18 protein-coding genes are annotated in these 20,134 nt (G+C 72.4%); 10 read left to right on the top strand and 8 right to left on the bottom strand.

The genetic code is table 11. From position 1 onward, the window contains the following. Positions 1 to 58: 58 nt before the first annotated feature. Entirely contained in the window at positions 59 to 364 is a 306-nt protein-coding gene (locus tag CLT71_RS28920) for a hypothetical protein (protein ID WP_143743649.1), read from the top strand. Positions 365 to 451: 87 nt separating this feature from the next. On the opposite strand, the gene CLT71_RS28915 is transcribed toward CLT71_RS28920, so the two are convergent. Together CLT71_RS28915 and CLT71_RS28910 are read right to left on the bottom strand one after the other, a co-directional pair. Then, positions 452 to 964, bottom strand: a complete 513-nt coding sequence (locus CLT71_RS28915; RefSeq protein WP_101369883.1) for a DUF6912 family protein — start codon at positions 962 to 964, stop codon at positions 452 to 454. Between the two features lie 160 nt (positions 965 to 1,124). Next, complete coding sequence (locus CLT71_RS28910; RefSeq protein ID WP_101369882.1) at positions 1,125 to 1,598, bottom strand: rhodanese-like domain-containing protein; 474 nt, start codon at positions 1,596 to 1,598, stop codon at positions 1,125 to 1,127. Positions 1,599 to 1,690: 92 nt separating this feature from the next. Here CLT71_RS28910 and CLT71_RS28905 point away from each other — a divergent pair, with 92 nt between their 5' ends. From CLT71_RS28905 to CLT71_RS36655, 3 genes are all read left to right on the top strand, one after another. Beyond that, a complete protein-coding gene (locus CLT71_RS28905) occupies positions 1,691 to 2,173 on the top strand; it encodes an Lrp/AsnC family transcriptional regulator (RefSeq protein WP_101369881.1) in 483 nt (160 codons plus the stop codon). A 29-nt stretch (positions 2,174 to 2,202) separates the two neighbouring features. After that, positions 2,203 to 2,433, top strand: a complete 231-nt coding sequence (locus CLT71_RS28900) for a helix-turn-helix domain-containing protein (protein ID WP_101369880.1) — start codon at positions 2,203 to 2,205, stop codon at positions 2,431 to 2,433. Positions 2,434 to 3,294: 861 nt separating this feature from the next. Continuing rightward, a complete protein-coding gene (locus tag CLT71_RS36655; protein ID WP_143743648.1) occupies positions 3,295 to 3,669 on the top strand; it encodes an Rv3235 family protein in 375 nt (124 codons plus the stop codon). 190 nt (positions 3,670 to 3,859) lie between these two features. Here CLT71_RS36655 and secA read toward each other — a convergent pair whose 3' ends face one another. Continuing rightward, a complete protein-coding gene (gene secA, locus CLT71_RS28890; RefSeq protein ID WP_101369878.1) occupies positions 3,860 to 6,718 on the bottom strand; it encodes a preprotein translocase subunit SecA in 2,859 nt (952 codons plus the stop codon). Positions 6,719 to 6,889: 171 nt separating this feature from the next. On the opposite strand from secA, the gene CLT71_RS28885 reads away from it, so the two are divergent. Next, positions 6,890 to 8,122, top strand: coding sequence for a GNAT family N-acetyltransferase (locus tag CLT71_RS28885; protein ID WP_101369877.1), 1,233 nt, complete (start codon positions 6,890 to 6,892; stop codon positions 8,120 to 8,122). Positions 8,123 to 8,233: 111 nt separating this feature from the next. Here the strand turns inward: CLT71_RS28885 and hpf are convergent, their stop codons facing one another. The 5 genes from hpf to mtrA all read right to left on the bottom strand — a co-directional run bounded on the left by hpf (position 8,234) and on the right by mtrA (position 14,386). Continuing rightward, positions 8,234 to 8,896 (bottom strand): ribosome hibernation-promoting factor, HPF/YfiA family, encoded by a 663-nt coding sequence (gene hpf, locus CLT71_RS28880; protein WP_101369876.1) that lies wholly within the window; start codon positions 8,894 to 8,896, stop codon positions 8,234 to 8,236. Positions 8,897 to 9,215: 319 nt separating this feature from the next. After that, on the bottom strand, positions 9,216 to 9,926 hold the full coding sequence (locus tag CLT71_RS28875; RefSeq protein WP_101369875.1) for a phosphoribosyltransferase family protein: 711 nt from the start codon (positions 9,924 to 9,926) through the stop codon (positions 9,216 to 9,218). A 23-nt stretch (positions 9,927 to 9,949) separates the two neighbouring features. Then, positions 9,950 to 11,764: an LpqB family beta-propeller domain-containing protein gene (locus CLT71_RS28870; RefSeq protein ID WP_101369874.1), complete on the bottom strand. Its 1,815-nt coding sequence runs from the start codon at positions 11,762 to 11,764 to the stop codon at positions 9,950 to 9,952. Then, positions 11,761 to 13,683 carry an MtrAB system histidine kinase MtrB gene (gene mtrB, locus CLT71_RS28865; protein WP_486483507.1) on the bottom strand — a complete coding sequence of 641 codons (1,923 nt, stop codon included), beginning with the start codon at positions 13,681 to 13,683 and terminating at the stop codon, positions 11,761 to 11,763. The genes CLT71_RS28870 and mtrB overlap by 4 nt, the downstream gene beginning before the upstream one ends. 13 nt (positions 13,684 to 13,696) lie before the next feature. Next, positions 13,697 to 14,386, bottom strand: coding sequence for an MtrAB system response regulator MtrA (gene mtrA, locus CLT71_RS28860; protein ID WP_101369873.1), 690 nt, complete (start codon positions 14,384 to 14,386; stop codon positions 13,697 to 13,699). Between the two features lie 348 nt (positions 14,387 to 14,734). Here mtrA and CLT71_RS28855 point away from each other — a divergent pair, with 348 nt between their 5' ends. Genes CLT71_RS28855 through CLT71_RS28835 form a run of 5 tightly spaced genes read left to right on the top strand, consistent with a single transcriptional unit; the run spans position 14,735 to position 20,025 of the window. Continuing rightward, positions 14,735 to 15,580, top strand: coding sequence for a hypothetical protein (locus CLT71_RS28855; RefSeq protein ID WP_101369872.1), 846 nt, complete (start codon positions 14,735 to 14,737; stop codon positions 15,578 to 15,580). Next, positions 15,577 to 16,218 (top strand): DUF4129 domain-containing protein, encoded by a 642-nt coding sequence (locus tag CLT71_RS28850; RefSeq protein ID WP_101369871.1) that lies wholly within the window; start codon positions 15,577 to 15,579, stop codon positions 16,216 to 16,218. The genes CLT71_RS28855 and CLT71_RS28850 overlap by 4 nt, the downstream gene beginning before the upstream one ends. Beyond that, positions 16,215 to 17,687, top strand: coding sequence for a DUF4350 domain-containing protein (locus CLT71_RS28845; RefSeq protein WP_199187753.1), 1,473 nt, complete (start codon positions 16,215 to 16,217; stop codon positions 17,685 to 17,687). Before CLT71_RS28850 ends, CLT71_RS28845 begins: the two co-directional genes overlap by 4 nt. 50 nt (positions 17,688 to 17,737) lie before the next feature. After that, entirely contained in the window at positions 17,738 to 18,718 is a 981-nt protein-coding gene (locus CLT71_RS28840) for an AAA family ATPase (protein WP_101371882.1), read from the top strand. Further along, on the top strand, positions 18,715 to 20,025 hold the full coding sequence (locus CLT71_RS28835) for a DUF58 domain-containing protein (protein ID WP_101369870.1): 1,311 nt from the start codon (positions 18,715 to 18,717) through the stop codon (positions 20,023 to 20,025). Before CLT71_RS28840 ends, CLT71_RS28835 begins: the two co-directional genes overlap by 4 nt. Positions 20,026 to 20,134 lie beyond the last annotated feature (109 nt).

The raw sequence follows: 20,134 nt of genomic DNA, 5'->3' as shown, positions 1-20,134 counted from the left end.
GCCCGGTCGCGGGCGCCGGGGCCGCCACTGCCGCCAGACCGTCGCATAGACTGTCGTCGTGGTCAGAATTCTCAGATCGGCTGCGGCCGGCTTCGCCGCGTTGGGACTCGCACTCACCGTGGCTGCCTGCTCGGGCGACGCCGTCGACCGGGACGACGTGGTGGCGAAGATCCGCACCGACCCGCGCATGGCGGGTACCCCGGACAAGGCGGTCGACTGCCTGGCCGACTGGTACATGGAGAGCGCCTCGGTGGAGCAGCGCGAGGCGTTCGTGGCGGGCAGGACAAGCACGAATCCGGACGAGATCGCAGCCGTCGACGGCGCCGTGCTCAACTGCCTCAAACTGGCGGCCGGCACGCCCTGAACCGGCGCCCCCTGAACTGGCGTCCCCTGGACCGACACGCCCTGAACCGGCGTCCCCGGATACCGGCTCCGGGTCGCAGGTCCCGGGTCAGCCGGTGACGCCGGAGAGGGCGTCGAGTTCCGAGGGGTCGTACCACTCCAGCTCGTGATCCTCAGCGCTGTCCACTGTGAACTGCGCGTCCGGGTCACCGGCCAGCGCCTGCTCGACCGCCTCGACCGCCGCCTCGACGTCCTCGGTGGCGTCGTCGCCGTCCACGTGGATCGCGGCGACCGCGTCGATCCCGATCCGCCCGCCCAGCCGTACGGTGCTGGAGCCGAGTTCCGGGTCGGCACGACGTACTGACCCCGGGGGCAGGTCGACGGCGACGACGACCCGACGCCGGTGCGCCTGCGGGTCGGCCCGGAGCAGCCGCAACGCCTCCTGGGCGGCTCGGGTGAAGGCGACGTACTCCAACTCCTCCTCGTCGCCCTCGGCGTACCACTCGCGCAGCTCGGGGGTGACCGCGTGCCCCTGGGCTGCCATGATCCAGCCCTCCTGGCGCAACTCGGCGAGCATCGGCAGGGTGGCCGGGACGTACACCCGGACGAGCTGCTCTGTCACCGTAGGTCTCCCCCGCTCGACGCCGACCCGCGACGGCGCCCCGGGTCCGGGACACGGCGTCGCGTCACTCACCCGCGACGGTAGTACACCGGCGGCGTGCGCAGCGGCAGCGGACCCGGGATCGGGTCGGGTGGCACCGCCGGGTGCCGCCCCGGAGCGGTCAGCGGGACACCGCAGCCGCTCGCACCGGAGCGGTCAGCGGATCGGCGGCCCGGGTCACCAGGCCCTCCTCGGCTACCCGGACCGGGAAGCCCTCCCGGATCCAGTACTCGATGCCGCCGATCATCTCCTTGACCCGGTAGCCCCGGCTGCTCAGCGCGAACGCCGCCTTGGTGGCGCCGTCGCAGCCCGGCCCCCAGCAGTAGGTGACCACCGGGACCTCCGGGTCGAGCAGCCGGGCCGCGCGCATCGGGATCATCCGGGTGGGCAGGTGGATCGCGCCGGGGATGTGGCCCTGCCGCCAGGCGGCGAGATCGCGGGTGTCGAGCAGGACGAAACCGGGGTCGCCGGTGTCGAGCGCGGCCTGCACGTCGGAGACGTCCGTCTGCACGGCGAGCTTGGCGGCGTACCAGGCGGCGGCCTGGTCGGGCGCGGCCGGCGGCACCGCCAGCACCGGGTTCGAGGTCGTGGTCATGCCGAAACGGTACGGCCGCAGCCGTCCCGCCAGAAGACAGATTCCCCCGCGCTGGGCTCGGAACGCCGTCGAAACGCCGGTATCGTGCGTTGGTGACCGCTGATTCCCCGAGACTCGACGCGACCGACTGGCGAATCCTCGCGGAGCTCCAGCGGGACGGCCGGGCCAGCTTCGCCGAGCTCGCCCGGATGGTGTCGATGTCGCCGAGCGCGGTCACCGAACGGGTACGCCGACTCGAGGAGGCCGGGGTGGTCGCCGGCTACCGGGCGGTGGTGGTGCCGGAGCGGATCGGGCTGGACATCCTCGCCTTCGTCCGGCTCCGCTATCCGACCGGCAACTACCGGCCGTTCCACGCGCTGCTCGACAGCACTCCGGAGATCGTGGAGGCGCACCACGTCACCGGCGAGGACTGTTTCGTGCTCAAGGTCGTGGCCCGGTCGATGCGCCACCTGGAGCAGGTGGCGGGCCGGATCGCCGGTCTCGGTGCGGTCACCACAAGCGTGGTCTACTCCAGCCCGCTGCCGGGGCGGGACATGACGCCGGAGGCGACGACACCGCAGTCGATGGCAAACTAAGGCGGCCACCGACTATCGGAGGTTCTGCTGTGGAACCCAGGTTCCTGCTCCTGTCCGACGTCGCCGCCGAGCTGAACGTCTCGGACTCGCAGGTCTACCACATGGTGCGCAGCGGTGAACTTCCGGCGATCAAGATCGGTGGGCGGGGCCAGTGGCGGGTGGAGCGTGCTCGCCTGGAGGACTACATCGAGCGCAAGTACGCCGAGACCGCCGAGTGGGTGGCCGAGAATCCGCTCGTGGAGCGCCCTCCCGAGGAGTAGCCGAGCGCCTCCCGAGGAGTAGCCGCCGGTCGCTTCCGGAGGGCTGTCGGACCGTTGGGCTAACGTCCGTCTCCGACCCGGCCGCCATTGCCGTGTCCAGTGCTGCCGCGCTCTCGCGGAGTCTCGTCGTGCCCAGCCGCTGGGTTGATGGGTCGTGATCGCTACCGCCGGGCCCAGCCGCCGGACCGGCCACGGCGGACACAATTCTGACAATTGACGCAACTGTCGAGATGGAGTCATTGACGACCGAGAGTATATGGACTAGGAATTACTCCGTCGGAGGCAAACGAAAGCAAACGCAAGATCAAGAAGGGAGTGAGAATGCCCCTCGCCCGCACCCGGCCGCCCAGCCGGCCCACCGTGCGTCTGCGCCCCGTGCCGCCCCTTGATCCACCCTTCGACGACGAATACGTCCCGGAAACCTGGATCGACCCGATACCCACACCTCGAATCGACCCGGCCCACCCGGCTCGGCTCGACCCGGTCCACCCGGCCCACTCGGCTGGGCTCGATCCGGTCCACCCCACTCGGTTCGACTCGGCCCACTCGGCTGGGCTCGACCCGGCCCACCCGGCTCGGCTCGACCCGACCCGCTCACCTCGGGTCGGTCCGGCCCAGTCACCTCGGTTCGCCCCGGTCCCGCTGCCTCGGGTCGGTCCGGCAACGGCGTCCCGGGTCGATCCACCTACGGTCGAACAGCTCCGTTCGGCCGCCGTCGGGAGCCGCCGTCCCGGCCGGACAACCCGCCCGGTCGCCGTACCGAAAATCTCCAGCTCATCCGCCGCAGAGCCGCCGGCCGGGTCGGATCTCCATCCCGGCTCGCTCGCGTTCCCCGGTGCGAGCGCGACCCGGCCGGACGCCGTGCCACCGGTCGCGGACGCGCTCGCCGGCGCGACCCCCGAGGCGAAACGGGCGGCGAAACGCTTCCTGGACACCTGCCTGGAAATCGTCAACGGCTACCGACCAGCCGGGCACGTGCGGGCGCTGGCCAGTCCGTCCGACGCGGCCGGGATGGTCGCGCAGCTCGCCTCGGCCGCGAGCCGGATCTCCGGCCGGCGCCGGCCCGGACAGCCGGTCCGCACCGTGCGGCTGCGCCGGCTCAGGATCTGCGAACCCCGCCCCGGCGTCGTCGAGGCGGCCGCCGTGGTCGGGGTCGCCGGACGCACCTGGGCGATGGCGTTCCGGATCGAGCGGCGTCGGGGAAGCTGGGTCGGTACCTCGGTCGCCCTGCTCTGACCGGCCGTCCCGAACTGTCCACCCACTGAGGCGCCGGGCTATGGGAGCGGAAAGGGAAAGTCCCGCCGCTCTCCGTGCTGTCAGGCACCGGTGCCGGAGACAGTGGTGCCCGGAGACAGCGGTGCCCCCGACCGCCGAGACGGAGGTCGGGGGCACCGCGACGATAAGACGCCGCCAGGGACCGTGCGGATCAGGCGCCGCCGGGCGCCCCGTGGCAGCGCTTGTACTTACGACCCGAGCCGCACGGGCAGGGGGCGTTCCGGGACGGGGCGTTGGCACCGACCGCCTGGCCCTGAGGCGCCCGTCGGGTCGTCGACGGCGGAGGCGGGCCACCGACACCGAGCGCCGGGGCCTGCGGGCGCTCGACCGCCACCCCGCCGGTCGCCGGAGCCTCACCGTCGATGGTCGGTGCGGAGTACTGGAGACCCTGGGTCCGGGGTGCCCGGCCCAGGCCCTTGGCGCGGATCTCCACGGGTGAGTCCGTCGGCACCGGCATCGGGGCCGGCCCGGCGTCGGCCTCGGCCGGGGCGGGCTTCGCCTCCTCGACCTGGACCTCCAGGTTGTAGAGGAAGCCGACCGTCTCCTCCTTGATCCCGTCCATCATCGTGGCGAACATGTCGAAGCCCTCGCGCTGGTATTCCACCACCGGGTCACGCTGGGCGTAGGCGCGCAGGCTGATGCCCTCCTGGAGGTAGTCCATCTCGTAGAGGTGCTCGCGCCACTTGCGGTCGATGACCTGGAGCAGCACCATCCGCTCCAACTGCCGCATCGCCTCGCTGCCGAGCTCCTCCTCGCGCCGCTGGTACGCCGCGAAGGCGTCCTGCTTGAGCTGCTCCAGCAGGAAGTCGGCGTCGAGGCTGGTCCGCTCGCCGCCGGACTCCTCGACGATGTCGTCGATGGTGACACCGATCGGGTAGAGCTGCTTGAGGCTGGTCCAGAGCTGATCGAGGTCCCAGTCCTCGGCGTAGCCGTCCGAGGTCGCACCCGTGACGTACGCGGTGATCACGTCGTCGATCATGTGCCGGATCTGGTCGTTCAGATCCTCGCCGTCGAGCACCCGCTTGCGCTCGGCGTAGACCACCTGGCGCTGCTTGTTCATCACCTCGTCGTACTTGAGGACGTTCTTGCGGATCTCGGCGTTCTGGCCCTCGATCTGGGCCTGGGCGCTCTTGATCTGCCGGGTCACCATCTTGGACTCGATGGGGACGTCCTCCGGAATGTTGAACCGCTCCATCACGGCCTCGACCGCGCCGGCCCGGAACCGCTTCATCAACTCGTCCTGGAGCGAGAGATAGAAGCGGGACTCGCCGGGGTCACCCTGCCGGCCGGAGCGGCCCCGTAGCTGGTTGTCGATCCGCCGGGACTCGTGCCGTTCGGTGCCGAGCACGTAGAGGCCGCCGACCGAGGAAACCTCCTCGGCCTCGGCGTCGCAGGCCTCCTTCCACCGGGGAAGGATCTCCTCGAGCGCCTTGGCGTAGTCGTCGCCGTGTTCGACCGGGTCCAGCCCGCGTTGCCGCAGCTCGGTGTTGGCCAGGTATTCCGGGTTGCCGCCGAGCAGGATGTCGGTGCCCCGGCCGGCCATGTTGGTGGCCACCGTGACCCCGCCCTTGCGCCCGGCCTGGGCGATGATCTCCGCCTCCTTGGCGTGGAACTTCGCGTTCAGGACGGCGTGCGGGATCCCCCGACGGCGCAGGAGTTGGGAGAGCACCTCGGAGTTCTCCACCGACACCGTGCCGACCAGCACCGGCTGGCCGAGGGCGTGCCGCTCGGCGATGTCCTCGACGACCGCGTTGAACTTGGCCCGCTCGGTCTTGTAGATCACGTCCGGCCGGTCGATCCGGACCATCGGGCGGTGCGTCGGGATCGTGACGACGCCGACCTTGTAGACCTTGTTGAACTCGCCGGCCTCGGTCTGGGCCGTACCGGTCATGCCGGAGAGCTTGTTGTAGAGCCGGAAGTAGTTCTGCAGGGTGATCGTGGCAAGAGTCTGGTTCTCCTGCTTGATCTCCACGCCTTCCTTGGCCTCGATCGCCTGGTGCATTCCCTCGTTGTAGCGGCGGCCGTGCAGGATCCGGCCGGTGAACTCGTCGACGATCAGGACCTCGCCCTCGTTGACGATGTAGTCCTTGTCGCGCTTGTAGAGCTCCTTGGCCTTGATCGCGTTGTTCAGGTAGCCGACCAGCGGGGTGTTCACCGACTCGTAGAGGTTGTCGATGCCGAGCCGGTCCTCCACCTTGGCGACGCCGCGCTCGGTCACCGCGATGGTCCGCTTGGCGTAGTCGACCTCGTAGTCGCCCTCGCCGTCCTTGCCGGGCTGGAGCCTGGCCACCACCCCGGCGAACTCGGAGTACCACCGCGCGGAGTGCTCGGCCGGGCCGGAGATGATCAGCGGGGTCCGGGCCTCGTCGATCAGGATCGAGTCGACCTCGTCGACGATCGCGAAGTTGTGCCCGCGCTGGACCAGGTCATCCTTGCTCCAGGCCATGTTGTCCCGGAGGTAGTCGAACCCGAACTCGTTGTTGGTGCCGTAGGTGATGTCGGCCTGGTACGCGGCCCGGTGCTCGGTGGCCGGCCGGTTGGGCAGGATCACCCCGACGGTCAGGCCGAGGAACTCGTGCACCCGCCCCATCCAGGCCGCGTCCCGCTCGGCGAGGTAGTCGTTCACCGTGACGATGTGCACACCCTTGCCAGAGAGCGCGTTGAGATAGGCCGGCAGCACCGAGGTCAGGGTCTTGCCCTCACCGGTCTTCATCTCGGCGATGTTGCCGAAGTGCAGGGCCGCGCCACCCATGATCTGCACGTCGTAGTGCCGCTGGCCGAGCACCCGCGACGCCGCCTCGCGCACCGTGGCGAACGCCTCGGGCAGCAGGTCGTCGAGGGTCTCGCCGTCGGCCAACCGCTCCCGGAACTGGTCGGTGAGCGCCCGCAGTTCCTCGTCGGTGAGGTTGACGTAGTCGTCCTCGATCGAGTTGACGGCGTTGGCGATCGCCTTGAGGCGACGCACCATGCGCCCCTCGCCCGCGCGTAGGACCTTTTCCAGAATCGACACGGATCAACGCTCCCCTAGACAGTCTGCCGAACCATCGTAGGCGCATCACCGGCCCTGTCGTCAGTCGCGCCGCCCCTCCCGTTCAGCAGACCGGACATTCTGTCCGATACTAGCCTTGAGGGCCGGTAAATCCGGTTACGCCCAGCGCGAACCCTCCGGCACGATGACCCGATGAGCCAGAACACCAGGCCGGACGGGGTCGAGATCGTCGAGGCGGGGCTGCTGCTGCGGCCCTGGCGGGTCGAGGACGCCGAGGACGTACACCGGGCCTGCCAGGATCCGGACATCCAGCGCTGGACCCGCGTACCCAACCCGTACCGGTTGGAGGACGCGATCGATTTCGTCACCAAGCGGGCGCCGCAGGCCTTTGCGACCGGGTCGGGGGCGCCCTTCGCGGTGCGCGACGCGGCCAGCGGCGAGTTGCTCGGCTCCTGCGGGCTGGCCACCATCGACCCGGTACTCCGCTCGGCGGAGGTGGGCTACTGGACCGCCCCCTGGGCCCGGGGCCGAGGGGTCGCCGTCCGGGCCACCCGGGCGGTCAGCCGGTGGGCCTTCACCGAGTTGGGGCTGCGCCGAATCGTCTGGCAGGCCGAGGTCGGCAACCACGCATCCCGGCTGGTCGCGCTGCGGGCCGGATTCCAGGTCGACGGCCGGCTCCGGCTTGCCGACCCGCCGTCCGAGGGGACCCCGGACGGCTGGGTCGGCTCGCTGATCCCGGACGACCTGGCCGGCACCGACCCCTCGGAGATCGCGACGGGCGGCGGCAGGGCCGGCAAGGGCTCGCTCCAGGCCCGCCGGGCCGCCGTCTTCGGCGCGCCCCAGCCGGTGCTCTTCGCCCACCCCTCCAACGGTACGGAGTTGCGGCTCCGCCCCCTGCACGAGTCCGACCTGGATCCGATCGTGCTGACCTGCCGTGACCCGGAGAGCATCCGCTGGACCACCGTGCCCGACCCGTACCAGCGCTCGGACGCGGAGTTCTTCGTGCACGAGCACGGCCCGACGGTGTGGCGGCGGGGTACCGGCGCGGTCTTCGCGATCGCCGACGCCTCCGACAGGTACTCCGGGGTGGTGGAACTGCGGATCTCCCCGGGCGATCCCCTCGTCGCCGACCTGGGTTTCGTGGTCTCCCCGTGGGCGCGCGGCCGTGGCTACTGCCCGGCGGCGGTCGCGGCCGTCTCCGCCTGGGGCTTCACGGCGCTGAACCTGGCCCGGATCGAGTGGCGGGCCAACGTGGGCAACACCGCGTCGCGCCGGGCCGCGGAGAAGGCGGGCTTCACCTTCGAGGGCACGGCGCGGCACGCCCTCCAGCACCGGGGCGAACGGGTCGACGCCTGGGTCGGTGCCCTGCTCCCCGGCGATCTCGGCCTACCGGCGGCCACGGGTCCGGCCGGAGCCCACGGCTGACCACCCGGCGCCCGCTCACCGCCGCAGCGGCGGGGCGTACGTGTCCCCTGACGGGTGCACCCACCGGCTCCGGGGTACCTGCCCCGAGGCCGGTGGGTGCACCGCGCGCGCTCAGGTGTCCAGGGCGATGATGCCGTAGTCGTAGCCCTTGCGCCGGTAGACGACGCTGGGGCGGCCGGACTCCTTGTCCTGGAACAGGTAGAAGTCGTGGCCGACGAGTTCCATCTGGAACAGCGCGTCGTCGACCGTCATCGGCTCGGCCGGGTGCACCTTCTCCCGGGCGATGTGCCAGGGCTGTGCGTCGTCGTACTCGTCGAACTCGGGCTCGGCCTCCGCAGCACGGCCGTTGCCGTTCGATCTCGCGGATTCGGGTGCCGGGGCGGTGAGGGTGGCCAGCGCCGAGTCGCTGGCGTCGACGACCGGCAGCCCGGCGGTGGCGGCGGCCACGGAGATCGGGGCGTGCCGGCCGCGGTGTACGCGGCGCCGGTCGGCGGCCCGGCGCAGTCTCGTGTCAAGCTTCGAGATCGCCGCGTCGAGAGCGCTGTAGAAGTCCTTCGCGCACGCCTCCGCACGGACCACGGGTCCACGCGAGATGCAGGTAATCTCTATTCGCTGGCAGTGATCGGACTGTCGCGGATTGCGTTCGTGAAAGAGTTCCACGTCGACCCGAATAAGCTTGTGGTCGTAGCGCTCGATCTTGGCGAGCTTCTCGGCTACGTGCACTCGGTAATGATCCGGCACCTCGACGTTTCGACCCTTGACCACGAGATCCATGCGTGACCTCCCTGCGCCATCGGAGAGTCTGGGAAACAAAAATCCCGGTCAGCCCGCCCCTGGAGTATCCATTCGGCTTGACCGGATCGGGAACAACGGCGATGCCTCCCTCCAGGTGCGTCCGCGGGGCGTTGAAACACCTGTCATACCCCCGGTAAATAAGACGCTAACCCTAATCGACGCGCCCGTCACCCCGGACAGCAAGACCAATTCGAGAAGATTTGCAGGAAACGCACGACAGGGTGAATCTGGCAACACGTAGAGTGAAGGTTTCTCGCCTGGACCGGCCCTGGTGCACGTGGCCGGGCCGAGCCTCGGGTCAGCCCCGCCCGCGCCGGGCGGTCGCGGCCAGCACCGCAGCCGCGTACACCGGAATGCCGGCGGTCTCCAGCCGCCGGGCCACCGCCGCGAGCGTGGCGCCGGTGGTCACGATGTCGTCCAGCAACACCACCGCGCGGCCGGCGGCGAGCCGACGGACCGCGGGCGAGCGGCCCTCCCGGAGCCGGAAGGCGTCCCGCGCCGCCGCTGCCCGACCCGCGCTGTCCAGCGTGGCCGAGTCAGGCCGGGGCACCGCGCGCAGCGGATGGGCCACCGCCACCGGCCAGCCGGCGGCCCGCAGCCGGCCGGCCGAGTGCCGGGCCAGCCGGCGCAGATGATCGCCGTGCCGGGCCCGCACCGCCCGCGCGGTCGCCGGCACCGGCACCAGCAGCACCGGCCGCCGCTCACCGACCGCCACCGCCACCGCCTCCGCGAGCAGCCTGCCCAGTGGTCGGGCCAGGCCGTGCCGGCCCCGTTCCTTGTACGCCAGCAGCGACTCCCGCAACGCACCCCGGTAGCTGCCGAGCGCCACGCAGTCCGGCAGGCCGGACGGTGCCGGTGACGGACGCACGGGTGTCGGACGCAGCGCGACGAGGTCGGCGGAACAGGTCGGGCAGACGCCCTGGCGCAGCGGCAGCCGCTCGGCCCGGCAACCCGCACACTCGGCCGGCAGCACCAGATCGGTCAGCTCCGCCCAGACCCCCGCCAGCATCCCGCCCGCCTCAGAGAGATCGTTCAGTAGAGATAGAAGGAGGCGGTGGCCGAGTTCACGTCGGGCGGCGGTGCACCCCAGCCGGGTGCAATCTGGTCCGGGATGACTGGTGTGTCGGAGACGAAGGCGACCTCGTTCGCCTCGTACGTCAGGGGCAACGGCCGTACCGCCAGGAAGCTGGGATCGGCGGCCAGCGCCTCGACCGGCGCGGCACTTGCCTGTTTGACCTGCTGCGACTCCAGCGCCCCGTCGACGTTGATCCGGTTGATCGCCCTGGCGTCCTCACCGTCCAGGCCCGCCACCACGAGCAGGTTCTCGCCGAACCAGTCCACCGCGCTCAACGAGTGCAACGAGGTGGCCAACCGGCGGGGCGACTCGACGTTCAGCCCGCCGTCGACCGGCCGTACCCCGGCCACGTAGAGCCGGCCGCCGGAGACGAAGGCGATCCGGTTGCCGTCCATCGAGGCCGCCACCGCCGTCACGCCCGAGGGTGCCCCGGAGAAGGAGACCTGGGTCAGCTCGGGATTGCCCGCGGTGAAGGTCCAGAGTTTGCCCTCCGCCACGACCAGCCCGACCGGCCCGCCGAGGCCCGCCTCCTTCAGCCACACCGGCCGGCTCATGTCGGGGTAGCTGCGCTGGCCGGTGTACAGGGTGCCGGCCGCCCCCGGACCGGTGCCGGTACGGAGCCGGAAGGCGTCGCCGTCCCGGGTGACCAGGGCGACCGCGACGTCGTCGCCGTTGCGGCTCACCCCGGCGGTGACGATGTCGTGGTTCTCCGCGGCGGCGATCGGCACCGGCGCCGGTTCTCCCGGGCTCGTCAGCGGATAGATCCGGCCGGCGAAGACGCCGTACCGGGCGGCGGCACCTTCGAGCTGGTAGAGCGGATGGTCCCGCCGGTAGTCCTCGACGACCTCGATCATCCTGGACTGATTCTGGATCTTGAGTTCCAGCTCGTTGTCGAGCAACTGGTTGGTCCGCAGCGACCAGACGATCTGGGTGAAGAGCCGCTCCAGGTCGAGCCTGGACTCCACCGCGCCGGCCTTGACCGCGAGGTTGATCTCCAGCCGGCCCCCCTCCTCGGGCGCCGGCACGTTACCCACCGGGCTGGTGCCCTCGGGCAGCGCCACGGCCGACTTGAGCCACTCCGCCGGGCCTGCGGTCAGCCACTCCAGCACCGCCGTGGCATGCCGCTGCACCGGCACCGTACGCGGCAGATAGCGCAGGTCCGGCACCAGCGAGGTGCCGTTGACGTTCCAGAAGTAGATGGTGAGCTGCTCGTAGTAGTTGTACAGGGCGTCGTCGGTCATCAGCAGCACCGGCGGCGCCTTGAGCACCCACAGCCCGCCAGGCGTACCCGGGTCGGTCGGCACGGCGCCGATGACGAAGGAGTACGACTTCTCCTGCCGTACCGGCTCGCCTATCGAACCGTTGGCCCGGAGTACCCCGACCTGCTGGACGGTGACCACCACCTTGCTGGTGCCGTCCTTGTTCTGGGTGACCTCGATCCCGCCGCCGTCCAGGTCGACCCGGACGACGTTGATGTCGCCCTTGTCGTTGACCTTGAACCGCTCGGCTTCCTGGATGTACTCGTTCACCCGCTTGTACGCCTCGCCCGCCTCGCCGGCCGCGGCGGTGAGGAAGTTCCTGGCGAACGCCTCCGGGTCGCTGCCGCTGGCGGTACGGTCCGGCGGGCGCACCGCCGGACGGTCGGCCGGCGCGGCCTCGGCCACCGGCCCCCGCCCGTCGATCCGCACGTCGCTCTCACCGGGGATGCCGCAGCCGGCCAGCCCGGCGAGCAGTATCGCCACGGCCCCGAGCGCGATGCCGCGTCGGCTCATCTGGTCACCTCGCTCGGCTCGGCGTCGGCCGGGGGCCTCGGACCGGCCAGCCCACCCGGTACGGCATCGACCGCCTCGTCCGGGGCGGCCGGCCCGTCGGTCACGCCGGTCACCCCGTCGGCCGCCCCACTCGGAGCACCGCCGGACGGGGTCGGGCCGTCGTCGGCGCCCGGAAGCTCCACCCCGGGCGGCAAGGTGGTTCCGGCGCCCGGAAGCTCCGCCCCGGGCCGCGAGGTGGTCGCGGCGCCAGCCGGAACCGGCACGGTCCAGCCGAGGTCGTGCGGGACGGCCAGCGGCGCGTCGGCCGGTACCAGCCGCAACGGCGACGAGGTCAGCCGGTCACCGGCCCGGGCCGGCAGGGTCAGCCGGAACTGGGCGCCCTCGCCCGGTGCGCCCCACGCCTCCAGCCAGCCGCCGTGCAACCGGGCGTCCTCCAGGCTGATGGAGAGACCGAGCCCGGTGCCGCCGGTCTGCCGGGCCCGCGACGGGTCGGCCCGCCAGAACCGGTTGAAGACCAGCTTCTCCTCGCCGGGCTTCAGCCCCACGCCATGGTCCCGGACGGTGATCGCCACCGCCGTCTCGTCCGCCGCCAGCGCCACCGCCACCGGCTTGCCGGCACCGTGCTCCACCGCGTTGCCGACCAGGTTGCGCAGGATCCGCTCCACCCGGCGCGGGTCGACCTCGGCGATCACCGGAGTCTCCGGCACCGTCACCCGCAGCGGGGTGCCGCAGCGGCTGGCGAGCGGCTCCAGCCGGTCGACCACGCGGCGCACCACCGGCACCAGGTCGGTCGGCTCGGCGTCCAGCATGGCGAAGCCGGCGTCGAACCGGCTGATCTCCAGCAGGTCGGTGAGCAGGTCCTCGAACCGGTCCAGCTCGGCGTGCAGCAACTCGGCGGTACGCGTCACCGCGGGGTCGAACCCGTCCCGCTCCGCGTAGATCAGGTCGGCAGCCATCCGTACGGTGGTGAGCGGGGTACGCAGCTCGTGCGAGACGTCCGAGGTGAACCGCCGTTGCAGCCGGGACATCTCCTCCAGCCGGACGATCTGGCGTTGCAGGTTCGTCGCCATCTGGTTGAACGACGAGGCGAGCATCGCCAGGTCGTCCTCGCCGTTGACCACCATCCGTTGGTCGAGCAGCCCTGCCGAGAGCCGCTGGGCGGTACGGGCGGCGACCCGTACCGGATTGACCACCAGCCGGGTGACCAGCCCGGAGAGCAGCCCGAGCAGGACGACCAGGGCGAACCCGGTGGCCAGTACGGTGGCCCGGGAGCCGTCGGCGATCTGGTCCCACCGGGTCAGCGGTACGAAGTAGTAGAGCTCGACCTGACCGAGGCCGGTCCGCACCGGCGAGCCGTAGACCAGGTATTTCGTCGGCCCCTTGTCGAAGAGGTCACCGGTGCGGAACTGGTGGGCGATGTCGCCGCCCCGGACCGCGTCCTCCAGCCCTGGGGTCAGGATGCCGCCGACGTCCACCTGGGGCGAGGTCGCGGGGGCGACCCCGGTGACCCGCAGCGTCACCACCACGCCGCCGAGCTGGGCCGGATCTCCGCCGGCCAGGTAGTTGACGGTGTTCTCCAGGGTCGCCCGCAACCCCTGCTCGGCGACCGTGGTGTGGTTGCTGAGCTGCTCGGAGGCGTACTTCTGGCCGTCCTCCAGCCGACTCTTGACGTCGTTGGTGGCGTTGTCGAGGACGATGTCCGTGATGTTGTCAGCGACCAGATAGGCGAACCCGCCGACCAGCAGGCTCGACGCCACCAGCGTGATCGTGACGACCCGCACCTGGAGCGACCGTCGCCAGGTGCGGTGCAGGCCGCTGACCGCCCGGGCCAGCCGTACCGAGCTGACGCGCCGCAACCGCCGCCCGGTCGCGGCCACACGGCCGAGCAGGGCGGACGAGGAGGTCAGGGTACGGGCCACAGTGCGACCCAGGCTATCCGGTGCCCGCCTTGTAGCCGACTCCCCGCACCGTCAGGATCACCTCGGGTCGCTCCGGATCCGGTTCGATCTTGGCGCGGAGCCGCTGGACGTGCACGTTGACCAGGCGGGTGTCGGCGGCGTGCCGGTAACCCCAGACCTGCTCCAGCAGGACCTCCCGGGTGAAGACCTGACGCGGCTTGCGGGCCAGCGCCACCAGCAGGTCGAACTCCAGCGGGGTCAGCTTCACCTCTTCGCCGTCCCGGCTGACCGTGTGCGCCGGCACGTCGATGTTGATCTGGTTGCCGGGCGGACCGATGGTCAGCAACTCCGGCGCGGCGTCCTCGCCCCGGCGCAGCCGGGCCCGCATCCGGGCGACCAGTTCCTTGGGCTTGAACGGCTTGACCACGTAGTCGTCCGCGCCCGACTCCAGCCCGAGCACCACGTCCACCGTGTCGCTCTTGGCCGTCAACATCACGATCGGGATGCCCGACTCGGACCGGATCGCCCGGGCCACGTCGATGCCGCTCATTCCCGGCAGCATCAGGTCGAGCAGGACGATGTCCGGCCGGTTCTCCCGGAACGCGGCCAGCGCCCGCTCTCCGTCGGCGACGAACGAGGGCAGGAAGCCCTCGCTGCGCAGCACGATGCCGAGCATCTCGGCCAGCGCGGGATCATCGTCGACGACCAGTACCCGGGCTCTCATGGCACTAATATTCCACCCTCTTTTCCACCGCGTGGTCCCCGCACCTCCCGGCGCGGCGCATCGCCGGGCCTGCCCTGGGCACGAGGCGCAGAAGCTTACCCTGGTCAACCGGCCCGCACCAACGACGACCGTCGCCGCCGAACCCCTCCGCGACGCATACCGAACCGTGACGTGCCGACCCCCCTTCCACTCCCCCAATCCCGGCGGCGGGGCGGGGCCGGGTGGCACGCACACCGAACCGTGACGTGGGAACCGGCCGAGCGGCTCCGCCCGGGATGAGCCGACGTGACACCATGACGGCTGCGGTGCGTACCCCCGCCACCCCCGATGCCCGCCGGAGGAGTTCGTTTGCCCGACGCCGGCCAGCCCGCCGTACTGCCGCTGCGGCCGCTCACCGTCGGTGAGCTGATCGACTCGGCGGTGCTGCTGCTCCGCGACCACGCCCGGGTACTGGTACCGGTCGCGCTGGCCCTGGCCGTACTCGAACAACTCCTGCTGCACCCGCTGCGGCTGGTCGCCGAGGTCACCCCGCCGGCCTACCTGCCGAGGATCGACGAGCTGCCGGCGTACTGGTTCCTGCTGGCCGTCGGCGCCGCCTGCGAGGCGGTAATCATCGCGCTGCTCGGCAACCTGACCGCCCGGGCCGCCGGTACGGTCATGCTCGATCCCGGTACCCGGGTCCGCCGGTTGCTCCGCCCGCGCGGTGCCCGACTCCCGGCGACGATCCTGGTCGCCCTGCTGGCCGGTGCCGTGATGTTCGTGGCCTCCCTGGTCATGCCGCTCTGGGTGATCGGCTTCGCGCTGCTCGGCTCGGTGGCGCCGGCGATCGTGCTGGACCGGGTCGGCCCGTTCCGGGCGCTGTGGCGCTCGGCCACCCTCGCCCTGCGCACCGGCGGCCGGGCGGCGGCGATACGGGTGCTCGGCTATCTCGTCTGGTGGCTGTTGCGGATCGGGCTCGCCGTCGGTGTCGTCACCGGGCTGAACTCGCTCGGGCTGCTGGAACCGCGCTGGCAACTGCCCGTCGGCCTGGCGGTCTGGGCCCTGGTCAACAGCATCGCCTATCCCGCGCTCGCCTGCCTCGACGCGGTCATCTACCTGGAGGGGCGGATCCGCACCGAAGGGCTGGACATCGTCATCGACCGGGCCCGGCGGACCGGCTCGCCGATCCTCACCCCGATGGCGGGCCGAAGGTGAGCTTCAGCCGCTGGTGGACGGAGACGACGGCCGCGCTCGGCGACCTGGTGCCGCTCCCCCTGGTCGCGCTGCTGCTGGTGCTCGCCGGCGTGCTCGTCGCGCTCGGCTGGTTCCACTACCCCGCCTGGGTGCCCCGCCGGCTGCCGCGTTGGTGGCCGTCCCGGCGGCGGCGACGGCGCAAGCCCCGCCAGACACAGCCGACCGAGCCGGACGCCGAGGCGACGACCGAGGAGGATCCGGAGTTGCCGGACGTACCGGCCGAGACGCTTGTCGCCCTCGCCGACCGGTACGCCGCCGAGGGCCGGTACGCCGAGGCGGCCCGGGAACGGTTCCGGGGGATGGTCCGGCAACTGGTCGACCGTGGCGTGCTCCAACACCTGCCCGGGCTCACCGTCACCGAACTCGCCACCGCCGCCGCCCGGAACCGGCCGGAGGTGGACCCGGCGCTCACCGAGGCGGGTCGGCTCTTCTCCGACCTCTGGTACGCCCAGCGTCCGGCGAGGCGCGAGCACGACGACCGGATGCGTACGCTCGCCACCGAACTCGACCGTACCCTCGACAGACCGCCCGGCGCCGCCGACGGGACGGCCCCGACGCCGAGCCGGGAGACGATCCAGGAGGGGGTGGCCCGGAGATGACCCCTGCCCCGGACGCGCCCGGGCCGGGCACCCACGCCCCGGCCGGGCAGCAGCACGCCGGTACCGTCCACTCCGGACCTGGCCGGCCGGCAGCGCCAGCAGCGAAGGCAGCGAAGGGCCGCCGACGGCGCCGCTGGCACCGCATGGCGATCCCGCTCGGGGCGGTCGCCGTGCTGCTCGCGGTCACCGGGATCACCCAGGCGATCGACCAGCCCGATCCCGGCTCCGCCGGCTTCCTCTCCCCGGTCAACGGCGACGACGAGGGCGCAAGCCAGCTCGCCGACCGGCTGCGCGCCGAGGGCGTCGCCGTCGAACGGTTCACGAGTACCCGGCGGGCCCTGATCCAGGCGACCAGCCAGGGCTTCACCCTCTTCGTCCCCTCGCCGGGGCTGGTCCATCCGCTCTACCTGCCGTACCTCGCCGAGCCGGCCGCCCGGGCCCGGGTGGTGCTGGTCGACCCGCCACAGCGGGTACTGGAGGCCGCCGGCCTGCCGCTGGCCGTCGCCGGCCGACGCTGGGCCGCCGACGCCGTGGAGGCCGACGCCGACGGCCGCCCCTGCCCGCTGCCCGAGGCGGCGCGGGCCGGCCGGGCGGCCGCACTGCTCCAGCGGTACGCCGCCCCGCCCGGCCTCGACGGTACCGACCACTGCTACGCGGGCGGGCTGGTCCGCACGGAACAGCGGGGCAGCGAGGTCGTGGTGATCGGTGCCAGTGACCCGTTCCGCAACGACCGGATAGCCGAGCGGGGCAACGCGGCGCTCTCCACCGGACTACTCGGCATCCACGACCGGGTCGTCTGGCTCGACCTCGCCGGACCGGAGCCGCCGCCGCCGTACCACCGCGACGGCGAACTGGACCCGTGGACGTCGATGCCGGGCGACTCCGGGTCGGACGAGGACGGCCGGTCCGGAGAGGGCGACGGCGACCGGGAGTACGAGAACCGGCCGCAACCGTCCCCCGGGCAGAACGACAACGCAGACGCGCCGGACCGACGCAACCCGCTCTGGGACGCCTTCCCGCCCTGGTTCTGGGCCCTGCTGGTGCAGCTCGCCCTGGCCCTGCTGCTGGTGGTGCTCTGGCGGGCCCGCCGGCTCGGGCCACCTGTCGTCGAGCCGTTGCCGGTGACCGTCCCGTCCGCCGAGACGGTGCTGGGGCGCGGCCGGCTCTACCAGCGGGCCCGGGCGTACGGGCCGGCGGCGGAGACGCTGCGCGCCGCCGCGCTGCACCGGTTGACGCAGTCCCGGGGCGTACCGCCGGACGCCGGGCCGGACGAGTTGGCCGCGGCCATCGCGGCGCGTACCGGCCGGAGCGCCGCCGAGGTGCACGATCTGCTGCACGGCCCGGCCCCGGAGACCAACCAGGAACTGCTCGACCTGGCCCGGGCGCTCGACGACATCGTCACCTCCCCCGGCACCGCCCCGCCCGACCAGCCCCGGCACGACCGCCCCATCGAAGGAGAAGCCCGGTGACCCGACCCGCCGGAACCACCGATCCGCGCTACGCCGCCGCGCCGTACCCGGTGCCGGCCCAGGCCGGCGCCCCGGCGGAGCCCGACGAGGCCCGCGCCGCCCTGCACCGGCTGCGGGCCGAGGTCGCCAAGGCGGTCGTCGGGCAGGACGCCGTGGTCACCGGGATGGTGATCGCACTGCTCTGCCGGGGGCACGTGCTGCTGGAGGGCGTTCCGGGGGTGGCGAAGACGCTGCTGGTGCGGACCATGGCGGCAGCGCTCGACCTGGAGTCCAAGCGGCTCCAGTTCACCCCGGACCTGATGCCCGGCGACGTCACCGGGTCACTGATCTTCGACCCGCGCACCGCCGCCTTCACCTTCCGGGAGGGGCCGGTCTTCACCAACCTGCTGCTCGCCGACGAGATCAACCGGACGCCGCCGAAGACCCAGGCCGCGCTGCTGGAGGTGATGGAGGAGCGGCAGGTCTCGGTGGAGGGGAACCGCCGGCCGCTGCCGGACCCGTTCATCGTGGCCGCCACCCAGAACCCGGTGGAGTACGAGGGCACCTATCCGCTGCCCGAGGCCCAGCTCGACCGCTTCCTGCTGCACCTGACGATGCCGCTGCCGAACCGGGACGAGGAACTGGGCGTACTCCGGGCGCACCACGCCGGCTTCGACCCGCGCGAGCTGACCGCCGCCGGAGTACGCCCGGTGGCCACCGCCGCCGACCTGGCGCTGGCCCGGGACGGGGTCAGCCGGGTCGGCGTGGTGGAGAGCGTGCTCGGCTACATCGTGGACCTGTGCCGGGCCACCCGGGCGGCACCGGCGCTGGAACTCGGCGCCTCACCCCGGGGTGCGATCGCGCTGCTGGTCACCGCGAAGGCCTGGGCCTGGATGGCCGGGCGGGACCACGTCACCCCGGACGACGTCAAGGCGATCGCCCGGCCGACGCTGCGGCACCGGCTGCGGCTGCGCCCGGAGGCCGAACTGGAGGGCGTCACCACCCGGTCGGTACTGGACGCGGTGCTCGGCACCGTGCCGACGCCACGATGACGGGGCGGGCGGCGGTCCTGCTCGGTGCAGGCGCGCTGACCCTGCCGCTCTGGCCCGCCCCGTGGCTGGGCGTACTCGTGATGTCCGGGCTGGTGCTGGCGCTGACCGTACTCGACTGGCGGCTGGCCGCCCCGCTGAGGGCGATCGAGGCGAGCCGGGAGGGCGACCGGGCTGTCCGGCTCGGCGACACCGCCACGGTCTCGGTGTGGCTGCACAACACCTCCGACCGGCCACTGCGCGGGCTGGTCCGGGACGCCTGGGTGCCGTCCGCCGGGGCGAGACCGGACTTCCCCGGCGCCCCGACGGTACGCGTCGAGCCCGGTATCCGGGTGGAGCTGCCCAGCCGGCTGACCCCGACCCGGCGTGGCGACCGGCCGGCGCTGCGGCTGACGCTGCGCTCGTACGGGCCGCTGGGGTTGGCGTTCCGGCAACGGGCGGAACGGCCGGCGACACCGCCGTGGACCCTGCGGGTGCTGCCCCGGTTCGAGTCCCGCCGGCACCTGCCGGAGAAACTGGCCCGGCTGCGGCTGATCGACGGCACGGAGGTGGCCCGGGGGCGGGGCCAGGGCACCGAGTTCGACACCCTGCGGGAATACGTGGTCGGCGACGACGTGCGCTCGGTCGACTGGCGCGCCAGTGCGCGCCGGGCCGACGTACTCGTCCGGACCTGGCGGCCGGAGCGCGACCGGCGGGTGGTCTGCGTGCTCGACACCGGGCGCACCTCGGCGGTACGGGTCGGTGACGAGCCCCGCCTCGACGCCGCCATCGACGCCAGCCTGCTGCTGGCCGCGCTGGCGGCCCGGGCCGGTGACCGGGTCGACCTGCTGGCCGTGGACGCCGCCGTCCGGCTGGCGCTGACCGGCGGTGCCCAGTCGACGCTGCTGGCCCGGATGGTAAACGCGCTCGCCCCGCTCCAGCCGGCCCTGGTGGAGACCGATTTCGAACTGCTCGCCGGTGAGATCCTCCGGCGGCAGCGCCGGCGTTCCCTGGTGGTGCTCTTCACCGCCCTGGAACCGGGTGCGCTCGGCGAGGGACTGCTGCCGGTGCTGCCCCGGCTGGCGACCCGGCACCGGGTGATCGTGGCGTCGGTGCACGATCCGGTGCTGACCGATCTCACCACCCGTCCGCCGGAGACCGTCCAGGACGCCTACGCCTCGGCCGCGGCCTGGCGGGCGCTCGGCGACCGGGACCGGGTACGCGCGGCGCTGGCCCGGCACGGGGTGACGGTGGTGGACGCCCCGGCCGACCGGCTGGCGCCGACGGTCACCGACACCTACCTCCGGCTCAAGGCCCTCGGCCAGCTCTGATCCGCGCTGGCCCGGAGGCCGGGTTGCCGCCCCTCCGGACCGGCCAGCCCGTTTTGGCGCCCGCCGGGGCGGTCCGGGTAGGCGGCCGGGGCGGGCGGCGCCATAGGGT

The organism is Plantactinospora sp. CNZ320 (genome assembly GCF_002846275.1).
This window is presented reverse-complemented; position numbering and strand designations above follow the sequence as displayed.